Here is a 22,122-nt window from a genome sequence, read left to right on the forward strand (position 1 = left end):
GAGGCGGGCAGTAGGGTCGAGGCGTGAGCGATGCATTGTTCGACGTCCCGGATCCCCTGAGCGAGGACGGGTCCGGCCCATCCGCCCACGCGAGGGATCGGACCCCGTCCCGCGCGCGCTCCCGCGCACCGCTCGCCGTGCGCATGCGCCCCCGCACCCTGGACGAGGTCGTGGGCCAGAAGCACCTGTTGCGCACCGGCTCGCCCCTGCGCGGACTGACCGCTGGGCGCTCGGGACCGACCGCGGCGTCGTCGGTCATCCTGTGGGGCCCGCCGGGCACGGGCAAGACGACGATCGCGCACGTGATCGCGCGCGGCCACGACACCACCTTCGTCGAGCTGTCCGCCGTCACGGCCGGGGTCAAGGACGTGCGGCGCGTCATGGACGAGGCGCTGACCGCGCGCGACCTGCACGGGCGCACCACGGTGCTGTTCCTCGACGAGATCCACCGGTTCACCAAGGCGCAGCAGGACGCGCTGTTGCCCGGGGTCGAGAACGGGTGGGTGGTCCTCGTGGCCGCCACAACCGAGAACCCCTCGTTCTCCGTGATCGCACCGCTGCTCTCGCGCTCCCTGCTGCTGACCCTGCAACCGCTCGAGCGCCCGGACATCGGGGAGTTGCTCGACCGCGCGGTGACCGACCCGCGCGGGCTGGACGGTGCCGTCGTCCTGAGCCCGGAGGCGCGCGAGCACCTGCTGGACGTCTCCGGGGGAGACGCGCGCAAGGCGCTCACTTCCCTCGAGGCGGCTGCGGCGGTCGCGCTCTCCCACGCGGCGGCGTTGGACGACGACGCCGATGGCGCCGCGCGTTCCGGGGCCGAGGGCCCGGGCACGGAGGGTTCGGGAGCCGAGGTATCGGACGACGACGCGGCCGAGCCCGGGGCAGCGGGCGAAACCCCCAATGCATCGGTCGTGACCGTGACGCTGGAGCACGCGCAGGAGGCCGTCAACCGCGCGGCGGTGCGCTACGACAAGCAGGGCGATCAGCACTACGACGTCGTGAGCGCGTTTATCAAATCGATCCGCGGCTCGGACGTGGACGCCGCGATGCATTACCTGGCCCGGATGATCGAGGCCGGGGAGGACCCGCGGTTCATCGCGCGCCGGTTGATCATCAGCGCGTCGGAGGACATCGGTCTCGCTGATCCCGCGGCGCTGCAGACCGCGGTCGCGGCGGCCCAGGCCGTGCAGTTGATCGGGATGCCCGAGGGGCGGATCCCACTCGCCGAGGCCGTCGCGCACCTGGCCACCGCGCCCAAGTCGAACGCCGCGTACCTGGCCATCGACGAGGCCATCGCGGACGTCCGCGCCGGACGTGCCGGGCCCGTGCCCCCGCACCTGCGGGACTCGCACTACCCGGGCGCGAACGAGCTCGGCCACGGCGCGGGTTATGTCTACGCCCACGACACGCCCAACGCGGTGGCCACCCAGCAGTACCCGCCGGACGAGCTCGTGGGGAAGGACTACTACCGGCCCACGGGGTACGGCCACGAACGGGACCTGGCGCAGCGCGTGATCCGGTTGCGCGACATCGTGCGCGGCGACACCCGGCCGTAGGGCGCGGTTACGACGATGCGTGGTCAGGGCCGTGCTCCCGCGCCGTCCACGTGGTCCAGCACATCCTTGGCGGTCAGGTCGTCGATCACCAGGTCCGTCACCGCCCCCGACCGCAGCGCGCCCACGATGCCGCGCACCTTGTGCCGCCCGGACACCACGCACACACGGCGGGGAATCCTGGCGAGATCCGCGGGGGTGGGTCCGGAGGCCCGCCGGTTCAGCTCGATGTCCGAGTAACTGCCGTCCTCGCGGATGAAGACGGTGCAGATGTCCCCGACGACGCGGTGCGCGCTCAGACTGCGCAGCTCGGACGAGCTGAGGTGGCCCTCCGTGTAGACCTGGGACAGCACCGGGCCGTGGAAGGCCCCCACGCTGAACACCGCCAGGTCAACACTCGCCCGGGCCGCGAGAATGCGGCGAACCGAGGATTCCTGCCAGAGCAGCGTCCGGGTCTGTTCCCAGTCGAAGAAAGCGGGGGTCGGGAACGGGTACAGCTCGGCGTTGAAGGCCTGCGCCAACGTCGAGAGCAGTGGGGCGGACGTATCCGTGCCGGCCGTCCGCGGCCCGGCGGCCCCGTTGAGCTGCACCACCGAGACGTCCTGGGTATTGGTGTGGCGCACGTGCGAGGCGATCGCGGAGGTCGTGGTGCCCCACGCGACCCCCAGGGACGTCCCGTCCTGGACCCACGATGCGAGTAGTTGTGCGGTGTAGCGCGAGACCGCGTCGAGTCGTTGGCCGCTATGCGACGCCCGCTGGGTCCCCGCGATGTGCGCCGTGACCCGGAACGTGTCGTGGATGCGACGGGACAGCCGGTCCGTGGGTGTGTCGGGTGGGCGCAGGGTGATCGTCACGATGCCCCTGGCTTTCGCATCCGCCAGCATGCGCGAGACCGTGGACCGTGAGACCCCCAGCCGCTCGGCCACGGCACCCATGGTCATGTCCTGCACGAAGTACAGTTCCGCGGCTTGGTAGAGCAGTGAATCGTCGTGCATCGCCCCTCACCTCCCGTGCACACATGTGCAAATAGGTTGAGCATACGTGCATCGGCGCGACATGGTAGTGCGCACGGCTACGAAATGGGATGTACGTCACATCCCAGTGCGTAGCATGATCCGCAAGAACTGCGGGCCACACCGCATCCACACCGACATTGAGTGAGGAAGATACTGTGACTGCCACCCAATTGAATTCCGAGACCCGTCAGGCCGCGCTCCGTGAAATGAGCGAAGGGACCGAGTTGGACGTCCTGGTGATCGGCGGTGGCATCACGGGTGCCGGCATCGCGCTGGACGCGGCCACGCGAGGGCTGCGCACCGGCATCGTGGAGGCCCAGGACTGGGCGGGAGGGACGTCCCGCTGGTCGTCCAAGCTGGTCCACGGTGGCCTGCGCTACCTGCAACAGTTCGACTTCAAGCTCGTCACGGAGGCGCTGCACGAACGGGAGCGCCTGCTGTACACGCTGGCTCCCCATCTGGTGAAGCCCGTCCCCTTCCTCTACCCGATCCTGCACCGGTTCTGGGAGCGCCCGTACGTGACGGCGGGCGTCGGTCTCTACGACACCCTGGCCCACGTGGGCTCCAAGGTCGCGTCCATGCCCTTCCACCGTCAGCTCTCGCAGCGCGGTGTGAAGGAGGCGTTCCCCAGCATCAAGCCGGGCGTCATGGTGGGCGCCGTCAAGTACTGGGACGGTCGCGTGGACGATGCCCGTCTGGTCCTGACGCTCATCCGCACGGCCGTGGGCTACGGCGCCCTGGCCGCGACCCGCACGCGAGTCACGGAACTCCTCAAGAACGACGACGGCGCCGTCGTGGGCGCGCGCGTCACGGACCTGGAGACCGGCACGCAGCACGAGATCCGCGCCCGCAAGGTCATCGCGGCCACCGGCGTGTGGACCGAGGAGACCCAGGACATGGCCCACACGGACGGGGGCCTCAAGGTGCTCGCATCCAAGGGCATCCACATCGTGGTGCCCCGGGACAGGATCCGCGGTGAGGTGGGCCTGATCCTGCAGACCGAGAAATCGGTGCTGTTCGTGATCCCGTGGGAGCACTACTGGATCATCGGCACCACGGACACCCCCTACGAGCAGGACATCTCGGCCCCCGTGGCCACGGCCGCGGACATCGACTACGTACTCGAACACGCGAACGTGGTCCTGGACGAGCCCCTGACCCGGGACGACGTCATGGGCACCTACGCGGGTCTGCGGCCGTTGCTGCAGCCGGGCGTCAAGGAGGGCACGGAAACCGCGTCCACCAAGATCTCCCGCGAGCACACGGTCGCGGAGGCGACGCCGGGGCTGATCTCGATCGCCGGCGGCAAGTTGACCACCTACCGCATCATGGCCCAGGACGCCGTGGACTTCGCACTCGGCAAGGAGCGCGCCAAGAGCCTGCCCTCGGTCACCGACCGTACGCTGCTCCACGGTGCCAACGGGTACGTTCCCATGACCCGGCAGGCGGACCGGATCGGCGCACGCCACGGCTGGAGCGACGACATGGTCAACCACCTGTTGAACCGCTACGGATCGGCCATCACGGAGATAGAGGACCTCGTGGCGGAGCAGGAGGATCTGGCCCGGCCGCTCGCGGCGGCGCCCGCCTACCTGCGGGCCGAGGTGGTCCAGGCGGCGCGGCACGAGGGTGTCCTGCACGTCTCGGACGTCTTCGAGACCCGGACCCGGATGTCCTACGACCAGCCCGATCACGGTCTGGCCGCGGTCGAGGAGGTCGCCGATCTGCTCGCCGCCGAACTGGGCTGGGACGACGCCCGTAAGGAGCAGGAGATCGAGGCCTACCGCGCCGTGTGCGCCGCCGAGGACGCCGCCGCGCAGACCACGGACGACGCCTCCGCGGCGGCCGCGCGCAGCGCAGCCCCCTCGCTCAACACCCTGTGACGTAGGCGGGCGTCCCGTTCCCGCCGACACCGCTTCCCGCTGGCTCACGCTATCGGGAGGCGGTGTGCCCGAATCACCCAACGCCGACACGAACTGCAAGGAGTCAATCCATGACCACTTTGAGCGCGATGCTGCCCATGGAGGCGGCGGAAGTGGTGCCCCTGGGCACGGTGTTCTGGTCCGAAGTCCTGGGCACCGCACTGTTGACCCTTCTGGGTGTCGGTGTCGTGGCCAACCACCTCCTGGGCAAGACCAAGGGCAATGCCGGCGGCTGGTTGCTCATCAACTTCGGGTGGGGTCTCGCCGTGTTCGCCGGCGTGTACGTCGCCTGGCAATCGGGCGCCCACCTGAACCCCGCCGTGACGGTCGGCATCTGGGCCTCCGGCGCCGATGTCTACGCGCCGGGGGTGGCCATCACCGCCGCGTCGACATTGGTCTACCTGGCCGCCGAGTTCCTGGGCGCCTTCCTGGGTGCCGTGGTCTGCTGGATCGCGTACAAGCAGCACTACGACGAGCCGCTGGACCCGGCCGCCAAGCTGGGCACGTTCTCCACCGGACCGGAGATCCGCTCCGCGGGGTGGAACGTGCTGACCGAGGTGATCGCCACGTTCGTCCTGGTGTTCGTCATCCTCATGTTCGGCGGGACCCCCTCCGGCCTGGGCCCCCTGGCCGTGGCGCTGCTCGTGGTCGGGATCGGTGCGAGCCTCGGCGGCCCCACCGGCTACGCCATCAACCCCGCGCGTGACCTGGGCCCTCGCGTCGCCCACGCGATCCTCCCGATCCGAGGTAAGGGTGGCAGCGACTGGGGCTACGCGTGGGTCCCGATCGTGGGTCCCATCCTCGGCGCGCTGCTCGCCGGCGGTGTCTTCCAGTTGTTCCCGGGCGCGGCTTTCTGATCCCCTGAACGCACCACCATCGATTTCCGCCCCTCGACCCAAGGAGTGAGCACCATGAGCACATCAAACACCACCAAGACCGCCCGAGGTACCAGGACCACAGGTTCTGGTGATCCCCAGTACGTGATGGCCATCGATCAGGGCACCACGAGCACCCGCGCCATTGTCTTCGACCATTCCGGCACCATCATGGGTGTGGGCCAGTACGAGCACCAGCAGATCTTCCCGCGCGCCGGCTGGGTCGAACACGATGCACAGGAGATCTGGCGCAACACCCGCCGTTGCGTCGCGGACGCCCTCGCGGAGACGGAGCTGACCAAGGACGATCTCGCCGCGGTGGGCATCACCAACCAGCGCGAGACCACCGTGGTGTGGGACAAGAACACGGGCGAGCCCGTGTACAACGCCATCGTGTGGCAGGACACCCGCACGCAGGAGATCGTGGACGAACTCGCCAAGGACGGCGGGGAGGAACGCTTCCGCGAGCTCACGGGTCTGCCCCTGGCCAGCTACTTCGCCGGCCCCAAGGTCAAGTGGATCCTGGACAACGTGGACGGCGCCCGTGAGCGCGCCGAGGCCGGGGACCTGCTCTTCGGTACCACCGACAGCTGGCTCGTGTGGAACATGACCGGCGGCTCCGAGGACGGGGTGCACGTCACGGACGTAACGAACGCGTCCCGGACCCTGCTCATGAACATCGACACCCTCGAATGGAACGAGGAGTTGTGCGAGACCGTGGGCGTGCCCATGTCCATGCTCCCGGAGATCCGGTGCAGCAGCGAGGTCTACGGCAAGGGCCGCGCCCGCGGGTTCCTCAAGCAGGTCCCGATCGCTGGCATCCTGGGTGACCAGCAGGCGGCCATGTTCGGCCAGACGTGTTTCGAACCCGGCATGGGCAAGAACACCTACGGCACCGGCAGTTTCCTGCTCATGAACGTGGGGGAGACCCCGGTGCGTTCCGAGCACGGATTGATCACCACCGTGTGCTACCAGATCGAGGGCGAGAAGCCGGTCTACGCGCTGGAGGGTTCCATCGCGGTCACGGGTTCGCTCGTGCAGTGGGTGCGGGACAACCTGGGGCTGATCCAGGACGCCAAGGAGATCGAGCCGCTCGCGCGCGCGGTCGAGGACAACGGCGGGGCGTACTTCGTCCCCGCGTTCTCGGGTCTGTTCGCACCGCACTGGCGTCCGGACGCCCGCGGCGCCCTGGTGGGGCTCACGCGTTACGTGCGCAAGGAGCACATCGCCCGTGCCGTGCTCGAGGCCACCGCGTATCAGTCCCGTGAGGTGGTCGAGGCCATGAACAAGGACTCCAAGCAGGACCTCACGGAACTGCGCGTGGACGGTGGCATGACGGCCAACGAGCTGCTCATGCAGTTCCAGGCGGATCAGCTGGGTGTGCCCGTGATCCGGCCGAAGATCACTGAGACCACGGCCCTGGGTGCGGCGTACGCGGCCGGTCTCGCCGTGGGCTTCTGGGCGGACCTCGAGGAGATCTCCCGCAACTGGGCCGAGGAGAAGCGCTGGGACCCCCAGGGGGACCGTGAGCAGCAGGAGAAGCTGTTCCGCAACTGGGGCAAGGCCGTGACCAAGTCGCTCGACTGGGTGAACGAGGACGTGGACTGAATCGGCTATAGTGGACGGTTGGCTGGCACGTCTCGTCGGCGCACTCCCGGGACCCGTGGCACCCTCACGATCCCGCGCGTGCCCGGCGGACGCTAGGTCCGTCGGATTGCGGCTGATCCGCACCTCTCCCGTGGGAACCGATTCCCGCGCCGGAGGCCAGTACCACCCAGAACGGAACGCGGGTCCATCCCGTACGCCGTCGAACCGCATGAAAGGCAAGTTGTGTCCAACAGCTCCAACAGTGTTCGTGTGCGCCGTCAGGTGCGCAAGTCCCGTGCCCTCGGCATCCCGCTGACGCCGAAGGCCGAGAAGTACTTCGAGCGCCGCCCGTACGCTCCCGGTGAGCACGGCCGTGCCCGCCGCAAGCAGGATTCCGACTACAAGGTCCGGCTGATGGAGAAGCAGCGGCTGCGCGCGCAGTACAACATCCGCGAGAAGCAGATGCACCGCGCCTACGTCGAGGCCAAGCGTGTCGAGGGTCAGACCGGTGAGAACCTCATCGCCTTGCTCGAGACCCGTCTCGACGCCCTTGTCCTGCGTGCCGGCTTCGTCCGCACGATGGCCGCCGCCCGCCAGGCCGTGGTGCACCGCCACATCATGGTGGACGGTCAGCGCGTGGACCGCCCCTCGTACCGCGTGCGCCCGGGCCAGACGGTCCACGTGCACCCGCGTTCCGAGAAGATGGTCCCGTTCCAGATCGCCGCGACCGGCGCCAACCAGGATGTCCTCCCGGACACCCCGGCCTACCTGGACGTCACGATCGACCGTCTGCAGGCCAAGCTCACGCGCAAGCCGCAGCGTTCCGAGGTCCCCGTGACCTGCGAGGAACAGCTCGTGGTGGAGTACTACGCACGGATGGTCTGATCCTCCGTGCCCTCCGTCGCCCGTGTCACGGGTGACGGGCGAACAGCCCGCGGCCCTCGGCTGCGGGCTGTTCGCGTCCCGGGGACGACGGCGCACGGGCACACCGGGCCCGGTGGCGCCGGATTCCCCGTTGCACCCGGGTTCTTGGGTAGAGTTGCGCTTCGGTCGGTCTTGCGCGCGGGTCCGACCCTGATCTCGAAGTAGGAACGGAGTTGTGGTCGCCCATGGACGGTGGGGATATCGCCGGATTGCTCGCGGCATTGGTCTTCGCGGTGCTCGTGGGGTTGCTCGCGGTGCCCATCATCAAGCTAGGTCGTGTCTTCGATGAGTTGCGCCTGAGCATCCGCTCCATCAACGACGGCACCGCCCCGCTGATCGACGAGGTCACGCGTACCGTGGCCACCACCAACACCCAGCTCGAGAAGGTGGACGGGATCACGTCCAACGTCTCGGACGCCTCCGCGAACGTCTCCGCGCTGTCCTCGCTCGTGGCCTCCACGGTGGGGCAGCCGCTGATCAAGGTCGCGTCCTTCTCCCACGGGCTGCGCCGCGCGTTCAGCCCCCAGGCCGGTGCCCAGACCCGGCCCGGCCCCCATACCGAGCCCGGTGCCGCGCCCGGTGGCGCGGCGACCGGCACGACCACCGGGTCCACGGACCCGCACGCTGCAGGCCGCGCGACCGGGCCCTCGGACACCAGGAGCTGAGCATGGGTTTGTGGTCCAAACTCGCACTGCTCGCCGCGGGTGCCGTGGTGGGCGGAGCGGCCACGCGCGTGGCCTCCGACCCCGCCGCACGCGAGGCGATCGGGCGGCAGGTGCAGAGCGGCACCCAGGGTGCGGTGGCCCGCCACGGCTCCGCGGGCGCCGTCGAACGCCGCGCGAGCGGGAGCGCCGTGGAGCTCTTCCGCACCGCCGCGCGGCGGTTCCAGGACTTCGCCGCCCGGGTGCGCGCGGGGATGAACGAACGCGAGGCCGAGCTGCACGAGAAGTTCGGCGTGCGCACGCCCGTGGACCACACCGCGAACCACCCGGACGCCCCGCACCACGCCGCACCACCGCCGGATGCCCCGTGGCGGGCGGACACCGCCCACGAACCGGGCCCCGCACCGGGCGACCCCCGGGGTCGGATCATCACACACGTCCCATCGGAAGGGAATGACCGGTAATGCTCTCCCATGAGATCACGCAGCGCTGGCTGAGCTACTTCGAGGGCAAGGGCCACCAGGTGGTGCCCTCGGCCTCGCTGGTGTCGCAGCAGCCCGGAGCCATGTTCACCATTGCCGGTATGGTCCCGTTCATCCCGTACTTCCTGGGCCAAGAGACGCCCCCGTACTCGCGGGCCACCTCGGTGCAGAAGTGTATCCGCACCCTCGACATCGACGAGGTCGGCAAGACCGCCCGGCACGGCACGTTCTTCCAGATGGCCGGGAACTTCTCCTTCGGTGACTACTTCAAGTCCGGCGCGATCCCCATGGCGTGGGAGCTGCTGACCTCCTCGCTCGAGGACGGCGGCTTCGGGCTGGACCCGGAGCGGTTGTGGGTCACCGTGTACGAGGGGGACCAGGAGTCTTACGACCTGTGGCACGACACCGTGGGGTTGCCCGCCGAGCGGATCCAGCGCATGGGCCGGGACGAGAACTACTGGGACACCGGCCAGCCGGGCCCCGCGGGTCCCGACTCCGAGATCTTCTACGACCGCGGCCCGCGCTACGGCCAGGACGGCGGTCCGGCCGTGGACGACGAGCGGTTCATCGAGATCTGGAACCTCGTGTTCATGCAGTACCAGCGTGGCGAGGGCAACGGCAAGGACTACGAGATCCTGGGGGACCTGCCCCAGAAGAACATCGACACCGGTCTCGGCGTGGAGCGTCTGGCCATGCTGCTGCAGGGCGTGGAGAACTTCTACGAGACGGACCAGGTCCGCCCCGTGCTCGACGCCGCCGCCGAACTGTCCGGTCGCGCCTACCGCGGCGCGGAGAAGCCGGGGGAGCAGGGCTACGAGGACGACGTCCGCATGCGCGTCGTCGCCGACCACGTGCGCTCCTCGCTCATGCTGATCGCGGACGGTGTCACGCCGGGCAACGAGGCCCGCGGGTACATCCTGCGCCGCTTGTTGCGCCGCGCGGTGCGCGCGATGCGCCTGCTCGGGGTGACGGACCCTTGCCTGCCCGTGCTGCTGCCGCGCTCTCGCGACGCGATGAAGGGCGTCTACCCCGTGGTCGCGGATGACTTCGAACGGATCTCCAAGATCGCGTATGCCGAGGAACGCGCGTTCCTCAAGACCATCGAGTCGGGCACCACCCGCCTCGAGCACGCCGTGGAGCTCGCCAAGGGCGAGAAGCGCGCCCTGAGCGGCGCGGACGCGTTCGCGCTGCACGACACGTTCGGTTTCCCCATCGACCTGACCCTGGAGATGGCCGGTGAGGCGGGCGTGGCCGTGGACGAGCGGGCCTTCCGTGAGCTCATGGCCGAGCAGCGTGAGCGGGCCCAGCAGGACGCGCGCGCCAAGAAGGGCGCCATGGCGGACCTGTCCGAACTGCGCCGCCTGTTGGACGACCACGGCAGCCGGTTCACGGGCTACACCGAGCTCGTGACCCCCACGACCGTGCGCGCGATCCTCGCCGACGGCGTCCCGGTGCCCGCGGCGAGCGAGGGCGCGCGCGTGGAGGTCGTGCTCGAGGCTACGCCGTTCTACGCCGAGTCCGGTGGCCAGGCCGCCGACACCGGCGTGATCGACTCCGCGGACGGGCTGCGCCTGATCGTGGAGGACGTCCAGCAACCCGTCAAGGGACTGTCCGTGCACCGGGTCACCGTGGCCGCGGGCCAGGTCGTCACGGGTGACGAGGTCACCGCGCGCGTGGACTCGCGGCGCCGTCACGACGGCGAGGCCGCCCACTCGGGCACGCACGTGATCCACGCGGCGCTGCACGACGTGTTGGGTCCCGACGCCGTCCAGCGCGGGTCGTTCAACAAGGAGGGTTACCTGCGCTTCGACTTCTCCCACGGGGAGGCCCTCACGCCGTCCCAGGTGCAGGAGATCGAACAGATCGCCAACACCGCGATCCGGGACGACTTCGAGGTCGTGACCCGCGAGATGCCGCTCGCCGAGGCCAAAAAGCTCGGGGCGATGTCCCTGTTCGGTGAGAAGTACGGGGACGAGGTGCGCGTGGTCGAGATGAACGGCCCGTGGTCACGTGAACTGTGCGGTGGCACGCACGTGGGCTCCACGTCCCAGCTCGGCTCGCTGTCCCTGGTCTCGGAGCAGTCCGTGGGCTCGGGCAACCGCCGTGTGGAGGCGCTCGTGGGGTTGAATTCGTTCAACCACCTGGCCGCCGAGCGCACCCTGGTCAACCAGCTCACGGGCATGCTCAAGGTCCAGTCCAGCGCCGAACTGCCCGAGCGCCTCGCCGCGACGCTCGAGAAGCTCAAGGAGACCGAGCGCCAGCTCGCGGGGCTGCGCCAGCAGCAGCTGCAGGCGCAGGCCGGCCAGCTCGCGCAGGACGCGCAGACCGTGGGCTCCGTGCGCGCCGTCCTGCACGACGCCGGTGAGATCGCCTCGGCGGACGCCCTGCGCACCCTCGCGCTCGACCTGCGCGCCCGTCTGGGATCCGACGCCGCCGTAGCCGCGGTGACCGGTGTCGCGAACGGGCGCCCGCTCGTCGTCGTCGCCGTCAACGACGCCGCTCGCGACGCCGGCCTGGCCGCGGGCCAGCTCGTGCGCACCGCAGCGACCGCGCTCGGTGGTGGCGGGGGCGGAAAGCCGGACGTGGCCCAGGGCGGCGGTTCCGACCCGGCCCGCATCCCCGATGCGCTGGCCGGGATCCGCGAGCAGATCCTGGCCACGGCGGGCTGATGCCGCAACCCTTCGCACGCGGTGTGCGCATGGGCGTGGACGTGGGGACGGTCAGGGTGGGTATCGCCCTGACCGACCCCGACGCCGTGCTCGCGACCCCGCACGACACCCTCGGGCGGGACAGCAACCCCCGTAAGGCCTTCGATGTGAAGATCATCACCCGGTTGTGCGAGGAACGGGACGTGGTGACCGTCTACGTGGGGCTGCCGCGCAGCCTCGACGGCGGTGAGAATGCCTCGACGCGGATGGCTCGTGATTACGCCGCCTCCCTGGTTCGTCGGTTAGGCTCACGGGGGTGCACCACAGCGGTGCGCCTGGTGGACGAGCGGTTGTCCACGGTGAGCGCGCACCGGTCGCTGTCGGACTCGGGTGTGTCACGACGTCATCACATGGACAGGGTCGATCAGGCCGCCGCGGTGACGTTCCTGCAGACGGCGGTGGACCAGGGGCGGCGGACCGGTACGGAACCGGGCGAACCCGTCCCGGACCGGGCTGCTGATTAGAGTTGACCGTGCGGGCGGTGATCCTGGCCCGCAGCACCCCACACGTGCACCATGAACGGCGGACGGAGAGAATTCGTGAGCGGAGAGAATTCGTGAGCAGAGAGCCGCGGGAGACCGGCACCGGTGACGGACAGGGCCACCGGTCCGACGGTGACGTGCTGACCTCTTCGAACGACGCGGGGGAATCCCGCCTGGCGGGGGCCTTCGAACACCACGACGTGACCCCGGAACAGCGGCAGCGCCGCAAGGTCCGTTCGCGCGCGTCCCTGGCCACGGCGATCGCGCTGTTCATCGCGGCTCTGGTCGTGGTCGTGGCCGTCCTGGGGTCCGCGTTCGGTCTGTTCGAACGCAAGGACTACCGCGGTTCCGGGGACCAGGACGTCACGTTCTCCGTGGCGGACGGCAGTTCCACGGGACAGATCGCCCAGGACCTGCAGGCGCAGGACATCGTGGCCAACGCCTCCCACTTCGTCTCCACGTTCCAGCAGCGCTACCCGGAGCAGTTCATCCAGCCCGGGGAGTACCAGCTCAAGACCCGTATGAGCTCCGACGCCGCCATCGACGCCCTCATGGAACGGGGGGAGGCCACCCACTACGCGGCCATCCCCAAGACCCAGCGCATGGGGGACACGTTCACGGCCCTGAGCCAGGCCACCGGGATCGACAAGTCCGAGTTCGAGAAGCTGTCCACGGACAAGGCGAAGTTCGGGATCCCGGACCGGTTCCCCAACCTCGAGGGCTGGCTGCACCCGGGGGAGTACCACTTCCCGCTCGACGCCACCGCGGAGCAGATCCTGCAGGAGATGGTGGACCGCACCAAGGACACGCTGGCCAAGAACGACGTCCCCGAGGACCGCTGGTTCGAGGTGCTCACCATCGGTTCGATCGTGGAGTTCGAGGGCACGCCCCAGGTCTACCGTTCCGTGGCCGGCGCGATCGAGAACCGGATCAACAACCCGAACGGCGAGACCAACGGGTTCATCCAGTCGGACGCCTCCGTGACCTACGGGCTCGGAACCACCACCGTGCACCTCACGGACGAGGAGAAGCGGGACAAGTCCAACCCGTACAACACGTACGCGAACCCGGGCCTGCCCGTGGGTCCCATCGGGTCCCCGAGCGACGACGCGATCGCCGCGGCGGCGCACCCCGAGGACAACGACTACTACTACTGGGTCACGGTGAACCTCGACACCGGCGAGACCAAATTCTCCAAGACGTACGAGGAGCACCAGCGCTACGTGCAGGAGTACCAGCAGTGGTGCTCGGACAACCCCGGTAAGTGCTCCTGAGGGGCGCGCGATGACGCGATCCTCCGTGCGGGCCGCGGTGCTGGGGCACCCCGTGGACCACTCTCTGTCCCCGGTGCTGCACGCGGCCGCCTACGAGGCCCTGGGCCTCACGGCGCATTACACGCGCCGGGACGTGCCCGTGGGCGAATGGGACACCTTCTGGGCGGGCGCCCGGGCCGCGGGGGACTGGGGCGGGTTCTCGGTCACCATGCCCCTGAAACCCCTCGCCGCCCGAGACGCCGACCGGGTCACCCCGCTCGTGCGGGCGCTCGGCGTGGCCAACACACTCACGTTCGAGGACGACGGACGCGTGGTCGCGGACAACACAGATGTCATGGGCATCATGTCCGCCGTGAGCGCGGCCGGCGCGATCCCGGGGACCCCGCGCGCCGTCGTGCTCGGCGGAGGGGCCACCGCCAGCGCGGCCGTCGCGGCCCTGCACGGGCTCGGGGCCGAGACGGTGGACGTCGTCGTGCGGACACCCTCGCGCGCTCGGACCCTCGAGGCCGTGGCGCGGGCGGTGGGCACCGAGGTGCGCACCGTGGCGTGGGAGCACGCCGCCGAGGCACTGCACACCGCGGACGTGGTCGTGGCGACCCTGCCCCCGCGCGGTGCAGACGAGCTCGCGTTGCAGTGGCGCGCCCAGGCGCCGTCGGTGTCCGGCGTGCTGCTCGACGCCGCGTACGACCCGTGGCCCTCACGCCTGGCGTCCGCATGGCAGGACGCGGGGGGCGCGATCGCTCCCGGTGTCGATATGCTGATCTTCCAGGCCGTGGATCAGGTCCGCTGGTTCACGCAGGGCGATCCCCGCGCGGCGGTACCGCACGAGGACCGGGTGACCGCGGCCATGTGCCGCGCGGTGGGACGGCCCGAACGTGGCATCCCGCAGCGCGTGCGCACCGCGCAGGCCACACGACTCGCGCCGTGACCCGGCGCGCGTGCCGCCCGGGCTGGGGCGCACGACCGAGCGAGACGAATTGACCGCGGGGCGTGGACCCCGGGCGAGAACTGGAGTGTTTTGATGTTGCGTTGGCTCACGGCCGGGGAATCACACGGTGAGGCGCTCGTGGGGATCATCGAGGGTGTCCCCGCCGGTGTGGAACTGACCACCGGGATGATCCAGGACGCACTGGCCCGGCGCCGGCTCGGGTACGGCCGCGGCGCCCGCATGAAGTTCGAACAGGACCGCGTGCGCATCCTGGGAGGCGTGCGCCACGGTCTCACACAGGGCGGGCCGGTCGCGATCGAGATCGCCAACACCGAGTGGCCCAAGTGGCAGGACGTCATGAGTTCCGACCCGGTGGATCCCGCGGTGCTCGAGGGCCGGGCCCGTAACGCGCCCCTGACCCGCCCGCGCCCCGGGCACGCGGACCTCACGGGCATGCAGAAGTACGACTTCGCCGAGGCCCGCCCCGTGCTCGAACGGGCGTCGGCCCGGGAGACGGCCACCCGTGTGGCGCTCGGTGTCGTGGCCGCCCAGGTCCTCGCCGCACTCGGTGTGCGCCTGGTGTCCCACACGACCGCGATCGCCGAGGTCTCCGTGCCCGAGGGCGCCGCGCTGCCCGGCCCGGACGACGTCGCTGCGCTGGACGCCGATCCGCTGCGCTGTTTCGACGCCGCGACCTCCGAGGCCATGGTCGCCGTGGTGGACGAGGCCCACAAGGCGGGGGAGACCCTGGGCGGCGTCGTGGAGGTGCTCGCCGAGGGTCTGCCCCCGGGACTCGGCTCGTACGTGCACTGGGACCGACGCCTCGACGCGCGCCTCGCCGCGGCGCTGATGGGCATCCAGGCGATCAAGGGCGTCGAGGTCGGTGACGGGTTCAGCACCGCCGCGCGCCCGGGCTCCGCGGCCCACGACGAGACCCTGGCCGGCGACGGCGCCGTGCACCGGGTCTCCAACCGCGCCGGCGGCATCGAGGGCGGTATGTCCATCGGTGACCTGTTGCGCGTGCGCGCGGCGATGAAGCCCATTGCCACCGTCCCGCGCTCGCTGCACACCGTGGACGTGGCCACGGGCGAGCCGGCCCGCGCCCACCACCAGCGCTCGGACGTGTGCGCCGTGCCCGCGGCGGGCGTGGTGGCCGAGGCCATGGTCGCGCTCGTGCTGGCCCAGGCCGCGCTCGAGAAGTTCGGTGGTGACTCGATCAGCGAGACGGTGCGTAACAAGGACGCCTACCTCGCGGCGATCCCCGCCAACCTGCGCACCTCCCCCGAGCTCGCGGACCCCGCCGCGCTGGCCGCCCTGGACGAGGTGCGCGGGGACCTCGCGTGACGGGCCCGGCCCTGCCCGTGGTGCTGATCGGGCCCATGGCCGCGGGCAAGTCCCACGTGGCGCACCACCTCGCGCAGCACTACGGGCTGCCCCACGTGGACACCGACCGCGTGATCGAGTCCCGCTACGGGCCCATCCCGCGGCTGTTCCGCGCCCGCGGTGAGGCCGAGTTCCGCCGGATCGAAGCGGAGATCGTCGCCGAACTGCTCGACGACCCGGACACCGCCGGGTGCGTGATCTCCCTGGGCGGGGGCGCACCCATGTCACCGCTCGTGCAACCCCTGCTCGCCGGGCGCACGGTCGCCTACCTGGAGGTGGACCTGGACACGGTCCGCCCCCGGATCAAGGGCAACACGACCCGCCCCATGCTCCAGCCGGACCCCGAGGCCCGCTGGAGCCAGATCATGGCCGAGCGCCGCGAGACCTTCGAACGCCTCGCGACCATCCGGCTCGACGGCGCCGCGCCGCGCACCGTGGCGCAGATCGCCCGTGAGCTCTACCTCGCGCTGGGCGAACCGATCGCGCAGCCGCGCGGAAAGGAACACACCGCATGACCGATCCCGTCAGCATCCCCGTCCACGGCGGCCCCGACAACCGCTACGACGTCCTCGTGGGCAACGGCCTGCTGGACCGCGTGCCCGAACTGCTGGGCGAGCGCGTCAAGAAGGTGCTCATCATCCACCCCCGCGCGCTGCGCGCCACGGGTGACGTGGTGCAGCAGAACCTCTCCGCCGCAGGGATCCAGAGCTTCGTGGCCGAGATCCCGGACGCCGAGGAGGGCAAGCGCGTGGAGGTCGCGGCGTTCTGCTGGCAGATCATGGGCCAGTCCGACTTCACGCGCACGGACGCCGTGGTCTCCGTGGGTGGCGGCGCCGTGACGGACCTCGCCGGTTTCGTGGCCGCCACGTGGTTGCGCGGGGTGCGCGTGATCCACCTGCCCACCACGCTGCTGGGCATGGTGGACGCCGCCGTGGGCGGGAAGACCGGGATCAACACCGCGGAGGGCAAGAACCTCGTGGGGGCGTTCCACCCGCCGGCCGCGGTCGTGTGCGATCTGGACTCGCTGCAGACCCTGCCGCAGAACGAGCTGCTCACGGGCATGGCCGAGGTGGTCAAGTGCGGGTTCATCGCGGACCCACGCATCCTCGAGTTGATCCGGGAGAACCCGCAGGAGGTGCGGGACGCGGCGTCGCCCGTGGTACGCGAGCTGATCGAGCGCGGGATCCGGGTCAAGGCCGAGGTCGTCTCCTCGGACCTGAAGGAATCCGGCCGGCGCGAGTACCTCAACTATGGCCACACGCTGGGGCACGCGATCGAGCACAACGAGCGCTACCAATGGCGCCACGGCGCGGCGGTGTCGGTGGGCATGGTCTTCGCGGCGGAACTCGGGCGCGCGGCCGGGTCGCTGTCCGACGACGTCGTGACCGAGCACCGCGAGATCCTCACGTCCCTGGGGCTGCCCGTGACGTATCGCGCGGACCAGTGGCCCCGGTTGCTCGAGGTCATGAAGCGGGACAAGAAGACCCGCGGCAACCTGTTGCGCTTCGTGGTCCTGGATCGGATCGCCACACCGCGGATCATGGAGGTCCCGGACCCCGCGATCCTCTTCGCGTGCTACCAGGAGATCGCGGAGTGAGCCCGCGCGGACGGCACGGCGAGCGCCGTCGTCCGCGCCCCTGAGCACTGCTCGGCTGGCACGGCGGGCGGGCGCACGCGGTAGACTGGTCCGGCTCCACGCGCCCCGCCGCCGTGCGGCGACGTTCCCGACGAGAAAGTGACACCGTGGCAACCAGCAACGACATCAAGAACGGCACCATCCTCAAGCTCGACGGCAACCTCTGGCAGACCATCGAGTTCCAGCACGTCAAGCCCGGGAAGGGTGGCGCGTTCGTGCGCACCAAGCTGCGCAACGTGACCAGTGGCAAGGTGGTGGACAAGACGTTCAATGCCGGTGCCAAGATCGAGACCGCCACGGTGGATCGCAGCGAGTACCAGTACCTGTACCAGGACGGCGAGGACTACGTCTTCATGGACAACTCCACGTACGACCAGATCACGGTGCCGGCCACCGTCGTGGGGGACGCCGCGAACTTCATGCTCGAGAACCAGAACGTGACCGTGGCCATGCACGAGGGCGCGCCCCTGTACATCGAGATGCCGCCGTCGGTCGTGTTGGAGATCACCTACACCGAGCCGGGTCTGCAGGGTGACCGTTCCACGGGCGGCACCAAGCCCGCGACCGTTGAGACCGGCTATCAGATCCAGGTCCCGCTGTTCCTCGAACAGGGCACCAAGGTCAAGGTCGACACCCGCACCGGTGACTACCTGGGACGCGTCAACGAGTGAGCGGCGCCCGGAGCAAGGCCCGGATCCGCGCCGTCGAGATCCTGTTCGAGGCCGAACAACGTAACGAATCCGTCCGGGACGCCCTGGTGCGGCGCCGGGAGAACTCGTCCTCACCCATCAATCCGTACACGGTGGACATCCTCGAGGGCGTCCACGACCGGCGCGAGGACATCGACGAGTTCCTCGAGACCTACTCCCAGGGCTGGGAGCTGGACCGGATGCCGGCGGTGGACCGCAACGTGCTGCGCGTGGGGGCGTGGGAGCTGCTGTACAACCCGGAGATCCCGGACGGCGTGGCCGTCGCGGAGGCGGTGGCCGTGGCCCGGCAACTGTCCACGGATGATTCGCCCCGCTTCGTCAACGGGCTGCTGGGGCGGCTGCAGAAGGTCAAGCCCTCCCTGCTCGACGACTGAACCCACCCCGGTCCGTGCTCGCCACGGGCCGGGGTTTTGTCGTGTGGTAGCTTCGACTACGGATCGCACCCTTTAAGTCCGTCCGGTGAGGCGGGGAAGGAGGCGGCACGTGAGCGTGCCCGAACACGCCGAGCAGTCACCGCGGAGCATGACGTCCCGCGTGATTCTCTCGACACCCGACATCGACCGGGCCCTGTCCCGGATCGCCCACGAGATCCTCGAGTCCAACAAGGGCTCCCGGGGTCTCGTGCTGCTGGGGATCGCCCGTCGCGGCTACCCCTTGGCCCAGCGGTTGGCCGCCAAGCTCGAGCAGATCGACCCCGACTTCCACGCGCAACAGAGCACGGGTCAGCTCGACATCACGATGTACCGCGACGACCTGCGGCGTCATCCCGCGCGCACCCCGCAACCCACGGTGATCCCGGACTCCGGGATCGACGGGCGCACCCTGGTGCTCGTGGACGACGTCCTGTTCTCGGGGCGCACGATCCGCGCAGCCCTGGACGCCCTCGTGGACGTGGGACGCCCCAACGCGGTGCGCCTGGCCGTGCTCGTGGACCGCGGCCACCGCGAGCTGCCCATCCGCGCGGATCACGTGGGCAAGAACCTGCCCACGTCCTCCCACGAGAAGGTCCGCGTGCTGCTGCGCGAGTCCGATCCCCAGCCGCGCGCGAGGGGTCACGAGGACTGCGTGATCATCGACTCGCCGGTGGTCTCCGACGACGACGTCGCCCGCGCCCCCGGTACCGCCGGGAAGGGGCCGCGCGCATGAAGCACCTGCTGACGACCAACGAGCTGAGCTACCGGGAAGCGGTACGCATCCTGGACACCGCGGACCAGATGGCCGCCGTGTCCTCACGCTCGGTCAAGAAACTGCCCGCCCTGCGCGGACGCACCGTGGTGAACCTGTTCTTCGAGGACTCCACGCGCACCCGGATCTCGTTCGAGACCGCGGCCAAGCGGCTCAGCGCGGACGTGATCAACTTCTCCGCCAAGGGCTCCTCGGTGTCCAAGGGCGAATCGCTCAAGGACACCGCGCAGACGCTCATGGCCATGAGCGCGGACGCCGTGGTGATCCGCCACGCATCCTCCGGCGCGCCGCAACAGCTCGCGGACTCCGGGTGGATCGACGCCGCGGTGATCAACGCCGGGGACGGCAAGCACGCGCACCCCACCCAGGCCCTGCTCGACGCCATGACCCTCCGCCGCGTGCGTTCGGGCGCCACGGGTGTCGCGAGCACCGGGATGGACCTCGAGGGGATGCACGTGGTGATCGTGGGGGACGTGCTGCACTCCCGCGTGGCCCGCTCCAACGTGTGGTTGCTCACGACCCTGGGCGCACGCGTGACCCTCGTGGCCCCGCCCACCCTGGTCCCCGTGGCCATGGACGACTGGCCGTGCGAGGTCGGCTACGACCTGGACGCCGTACTCGCCGAGGCCCCGGACGCCGTGATGATGCTGCGGTTGCAGCGCGAGCGCATGAACGCCGCGTTCTTCCCGAGCGAGGCCGAGTACACGCGCGGCTGGGGGCTCACGTCCCAACGCGTGCAGCGCCTCGAGGACATGGGTGCGCCCACAGTGTTCATGCACCCCGGACCCATGAACCGCGGCCTGGAGATCTCCTCCGAGGCCGCCGACTCCCCGCGCTCCACCGTGCTGGAGCAGGTGGCCAACGGTGTGGCCGTGCGCATGGCCGTGTTGTTCCTGTTGCTCTCCGGTGACGAGAGCTCCCCGTACCCGAGCGAGAACTGAGGTGGCCCGCATGAGCTCCTACCTGATCAGCAACGCCCGCCCCGAGGGCGGTGAGCCCGCGGACCTGTTGCTCACGGACGGGGTGATCGGCGCCGTGGGTCCCGTGGGCACCCTGGACGTGCCCGAGGGTACGGACGTGATCGACGCCGCCGGCGCCGTGGCCCTTCCGGGTCTCGTGGACATGCACACCCACCTGCGCGAACCGGGTCACGAGGACGCCGAGACCGTGGAGACCGGAACGCGCGCGGCGGCCCGGGGTGGGTTCACCGCGGTGTTCGCGATGGCCAACTCCCACCCCGTGGCGGACACCGCCGGCGTGGTCGAGCAGGTGTGGCAGCTGGGCCGCGACGCCGGGTGGTGCGACGTCCACCCCGTGGGCGCGGTCACGGTGGGGCTCGGGGGCACGCAGCTGTCCGAGATCCGCGCGATGGCGGAGTCCCGCGCGGGTGTACGGATGTTCTCCGACGACGGCAAGTGCGTCCACGACCCCGTGCTGATGCGCCGGGCCCTCGAGTACGTCAAGTCCTTCGGGGGGATCATCGCCCAGCACGCCCAGGAACCGCGCCTGACCGAGGGCGCCCAGATGAACGAGGGCGCGGTCTCCGCTGACCTCGGTCTCACGGGCTGGCCCGCGGTGGCCGAGGAGGCGATCATCGCCCGGGACGTGCTGCTGACCCAGCACGTGGACTCCCGCCTGCACATCTGCCACCTCTCCACCAAGGGGTCCGTGGACATCGTGCGCTGGGCCAAGGAGCGCGGCGTGGCCGTGACCGCGGAGGTCACCCCGCACCACCTGTTGCTCACCGACGAACTCGTGCGCACCTTCGACCCCGTCTACAAGGTCAACCCGCCGCTGCGCACTGACGACGACGTCCAGGCCCTGCGCCGTGCCGTGGCCGAGGGCACGATCGACGTGATCGGCACGGACCACGCCCCGCACACCGCGGAGGACAAGGAATGCGAGTGGAGCTGCGCGGCCCACGGCATGACGGGTCTGGAGACCGCCCTCGCGGTGGTCCAGTCGACCCTCGTGGACACCGGGCTGATCGGGTGGGAGCGCGTGGCGCAGATCATGTCCCGCACCCCCGCCCGGATCCTGGGCCTGACCGACCAGGGCCAGGAACTGGCCCCCGGGGCCACCGCGAACATCGTGCTGTGGGACCCCAGCGGGCAGACCCCCGTGGATCCCACGACCCACGCGTCCAAGGGCCGCAATAGTCCGTACCGGGGGATGACCCTGCCCGGCGGTGTGCGCGCCACGTTCTACCGCGGTCACCCCGTGGTGCGTGACGGCGAACCCGCCACGCCGCTGACCCGCTGACCACCCCCACGAAAGGCCGCCCATGTCGGACAAGCTCGTACCCACCCTGTTGACCATCCTGATCGTCGTGGTGCTCTTCGCCCTGATCCGGTGGGGTTGGCGGGGTCGGGTGCGACGCCAGGCGGGCTTGGCCGCGCCGGCCCAGGCGCCCCGGGACCTGTTGCAACGGGCCACCGCACGCGTGGACGGGATGTACGTGGTCACGACCTACACCGCCCAGCCGCTCGAACGCATCGCCGGGCACGGTCTGGGGGTGCGCACGAACGCGGAGGCGATCGTGGCCCCGGACGGCGTGTTCCTCAACCGCCAGGGCGCCCCGGACGTGTTCATCCCCCGGGAGGACCTGCGCGCGGTGTCCACCGCGTCCGGGATGGTCGGCAAGTTCGTGGAACGCGACGGACTCGTGGTGCTGACCTGGGACCTCGGGGACACCCGCGTGGACACCGGCTTCCGCGCGCGCACCGGTGAGGGGTCACGACAACTGGAGGACGCGGCGTCGGCCCTGCTGGACGCCTGAGAACCGAATTCCCGGG

At 70.2% G+C, this 22,122-nt stretch carries 21 protein-coding genes; 20 read left to right on the forward strand and 1 reads right to left on the reverse strand.

Going from position 1 to position 22,122, the window contains the following annotated elements; translation table 11 throughout:
• Positions 1 to 23: 23 nt before the first annotated feature.
• On the forward strand, positions 24 to 1,556 hold the full coding sequence (locus AS25_RS03665) for a replication-associated recombination protein A (protein WP_052160670.1): 1,533 nt from the start codon (positions 24 to 26) through the stop codon (positions 1,554 to 1,556).
• A gap of 23 nt (positions 1,557 to 1,579) precedes the next feature.
• Here AS25_RS03665 and AS25_RS03670 read toward each other — a convergent pair whose 3' ends face one another.
• Complete coding sequence (locus AS25_RS03670) at positions 1,580 to 2,548, reverse strand: sugar-binding transcriptional regulator (RefSeq protein ID WP_035961666.1); 969 nt, start codon at positions 2,546 to 2,548, stop codon at positions 1,580 to 1,582.
• 176 nt (positions 2,549 to 2,724) lie between these two features.
• Between AS25_RS03670 and AS25_RS03675 the strand changes: the two genes are divergently transcribed.
• The 19 genes from AS25_RS03675 (at position 2,725) to AS25_RS03765 (ending at position 22,106) form a co-directional block, all read left to right on the forward strand.
• On the forward strand, positions 2,725 to 4,452 hold the full coding sequence (locus AS25_RS03675; RefSeq protein WP_035961677.1) for a glycerol-3-phosphate dehydrogenase/oxidase: 1,728 nt from the start codon (positions 2,725 to 2,727) through the stop codon (positions 4,450 to 4,452).
• A 161-nt stretch (positions 4,453 to 4,613) separates the two neighbouring features.
• The gene (locus AS25_RS03680) at positions 4,614 to 5,348 is read left to right on the forward strand and encodes an MIP/aquaporin family protein (RefSeq protein ID WP_035962350.1); all 735 of its coding nucleotides are present in this window, start codon (positions 4,614 to 4,616) and stop codon (positions 5,346 to 5,348) included.
• 54 nt (positions 5,349 to 5,402) lie between these two features.
• Positions 5,403 to 6,974 (forward strand): glycerol kinase GlpK, encoded by a 1,572-nt coding sequence (gene glpK, locus AS25_RS03685; RefSeq protein WP_052160672.1) that lies wholly within the window; start codon positions 5,403 to 5,405, stop codon positions 6,972 to 6,974.
• Positions 6,975 to 7,196: 222 nt separating this feature from the next.
• A complete protein-coding gene (rpsD, locus tag AS25_RS03690) occupies positions 7,197 to 7,838 on the forward strand; it encodes a 30S ribosomal protein S4 (protein ID WP_035961694.1) in 642 nt (213 codons plus the stop codon).
• A 224-nt stretch (positions 7,839 to 8,062) separates the two neighbouring features.
• The gene (locus tag AS25_RS03695; protein ID WP_035961705.1) at positions 8,063 to 8,542 is read left to right on the forward strand and encodes a DUF948 domain-containing protein; all 480 of its coding nucleotides are present in this window, start codon (positions 8,063 to 8,065) and stop codon (positions 8,540 to 8,542) included.
• 2 nt (positions 8,543 to 8,544) lie between these two features.
• Complete coding sequence (locus AS25_RS03700) at positions 8,545 to 9,003, forward strand: hypothetical protein (RefSeq protein ID WP_035961714.1); 459 nt, start codon at positions 8,545 to 8,547, stop codon at positions 9,001 to 9,003.
• Positions 9,003 to 11,690: an alanine--tRNA ligase gene (gene alaS / locus AS25_RS03705; protein ID WP_035961722.1), complete on the forward strand. Its 2,688-nt coding sequence runs from the start codon at positions 9,003 to 9,005 to the stop codon at positions 11,688 to 11,690. Before AS25_RS03700 ends, alaS begins: the two co-directional genes overlap by 1 nt.
• Positions 11,690 to 12,193 carry a Holliday junction resolvase RuvX gene (ruvX, locus tag AS25_RS03710; RefSeq protein ID WP_035961730.1) on the forward strand — a complete coding sequence of 168 codons (504 nt, stop codon included), beginning with the start codon at positions 11,690 to 11,692 and terminating at the stop codon, positions 12,191 to 12,193. Before alaS ends, ruvX begins: the two co-directional genes overlap by 1 nt.
• Positions 12,194 to 12,285: 92 nt before the next feature.
• Positions 12,286 to 13,485, forward strand: coding sequence for an endolytic transglycosylase MltG (gene mltG, locus AS25_RS03715; RefSeq protein WP_035961739.1), 1,200 nt, complete (start codon positions 12,286 to 12,288; stop codon positions 13,483 to 13,485).
• A 10-nt stretch (positions 13,486 to 13,495) separates the two neighbouring features.
• A complete protein-coding gene (locus tag AS25_RS03720; protein WP_035961747.1) occupies positions 13,496 to 14,413 on the forward strand; it encodes a shikimate dehydrogenase family protein in 918 nt (305 codons plus the stop codon).
• A 93-nt stretch (positions 14,414 to 14,506) separates the two neighbouring features.
• Positions 14,507 to 15,757: a chorismate synthase gene (aroC, locus tag AS25_RS03725; protein ID WP_035961754.1), complete on the forward strand. Its 1,251-nt coding sequence runs from the start codon at positions 14,507 to 14,509 to the stop codon at positions 15,755 to 15,757.
• Complete coding sequence (locus AS25_RS03730) at positions 15,754 to 16,311, forward strand: shikimate kinase (RefSeq protein WP_035961763.1); 558 nt, start codon at positions 15,754 to 15,756, stop codon at positions 16,309 to 16,311. The genes aroC and AS25_RS03730 overlap by 4 nt, the downstream gene beginning before the upstream one ends.
• Positions 16,308 to 17,393 carry a 3-dehydroquinate synthase gene (aroB, locus tag AS25_RS03735; RefSeq protein WP_035961772.1) on the forward strand — a complete coding sequence of 362 codons (1,086 nt, stop codon included), beginning with the start codon at positions 16,308 to 16,310 and terminating at the stop codon, positions 17,391 to 17,393. Before AS25_RS03730 ends, aroB begins: the two co-directional genes overlap by 4 nt.
• 146 nt (positions 17,394 to 17,539) lie before the next feature.
• Positions 17,540 to 18,103 carry an elongation factor P gene (gene efp, locus AS25_RS03740; protein ID WP_035961782.1) on the forward strand — a complete coding sequence of 188 codons (564 nt, stop codon included), beginning with the start codon at positions 17,540 to 17,542 and terminating at the stop codon, positions 18,101 to 18,103.
• Positions 18,100 to 18,516 carry a transcription antitermination factor NusB gene (gene nusB, locus AS25_RS03745; RefSeq protein WP_035961791.1) on the forward strand — a complete coding sequence of 139 codons (417 nt, stop codon included), beginning with the start codon at positions 18,100 to 18,102 and terminating at the stop codon, positions 18,514 to 18,516. Before efp ends, nusB begins: the two co-directional genes overlap by 4 nt.
• Positions 18,517 to 18,625: 109 nt before the next feature.
• On the forward strand, positions 18,626 to 19,288 hold the full coding sequence (gene pyrR / locus AS25_RS03750) for a bifunctional pyr operon transcriptional regulator/uracil phosphoribosyltransferase PyrR (RefSeq protein ID WP_035961799.1): 663 nt from the start codon (positions 18,626 to 18,628) through the stop codon (positions 19,286 to 19,288).
• Positions 19,285 to 20,268, forward strand: coding sequence for an aspartate carbamoyltransferase catalytic subunit (locus AS25_RS03755; RefSeq protein ID WP_035961805.1), 984 nt, complete (start codon positions 19,285 to 19,287; stop codon positions 20,266 to 20,268). Before pyrR ends, AS25_RS03755 begins: the two co-directional genes overlap by 4 nt.
• A 10-nt stretch (positions 20,269 to 20,278) precedes the next feature.
• The gene (locus tag AS25_RS03760; protein WP_035962351.1) at positions 20,279 to 21,589 is read left to right on the forward strand and encodes a dihydroorotase; all 1,311 of its coding nucleotides are present in this window, start codon (positions 20,279 to 20,281) and stop codon (positions 21,587 to 21,589) included.
• A 22-nt stretch (positions 21,590 to 21,611) separates the two neighbouring features.
• The gene (locus AS25_RS03765; RefSeq protein WP_035961812.1) at positions 21,612 to 22,106 is read left to right on the forward strand and encodes a PH-like domain-containing protein; all 495 of its coding nucleotides are present in this window, start codon (positions 21,612 to 21,614) and stop codon (positions 22,104 to 22,106) included.
• Positions 22,107 to 22,122: the final 16 nt, after the last annotated feature.

The sequence above is a fragment of the Kocuria marina genome, assembly GCF_000786655.1.
Taxonomy (GTDB): domain Bacteria; phylum Actinomycetota; class Actinomycetes; order Actinomycetales; family Micrococcaceae; genus Kocuria; species Kocuria marina_A.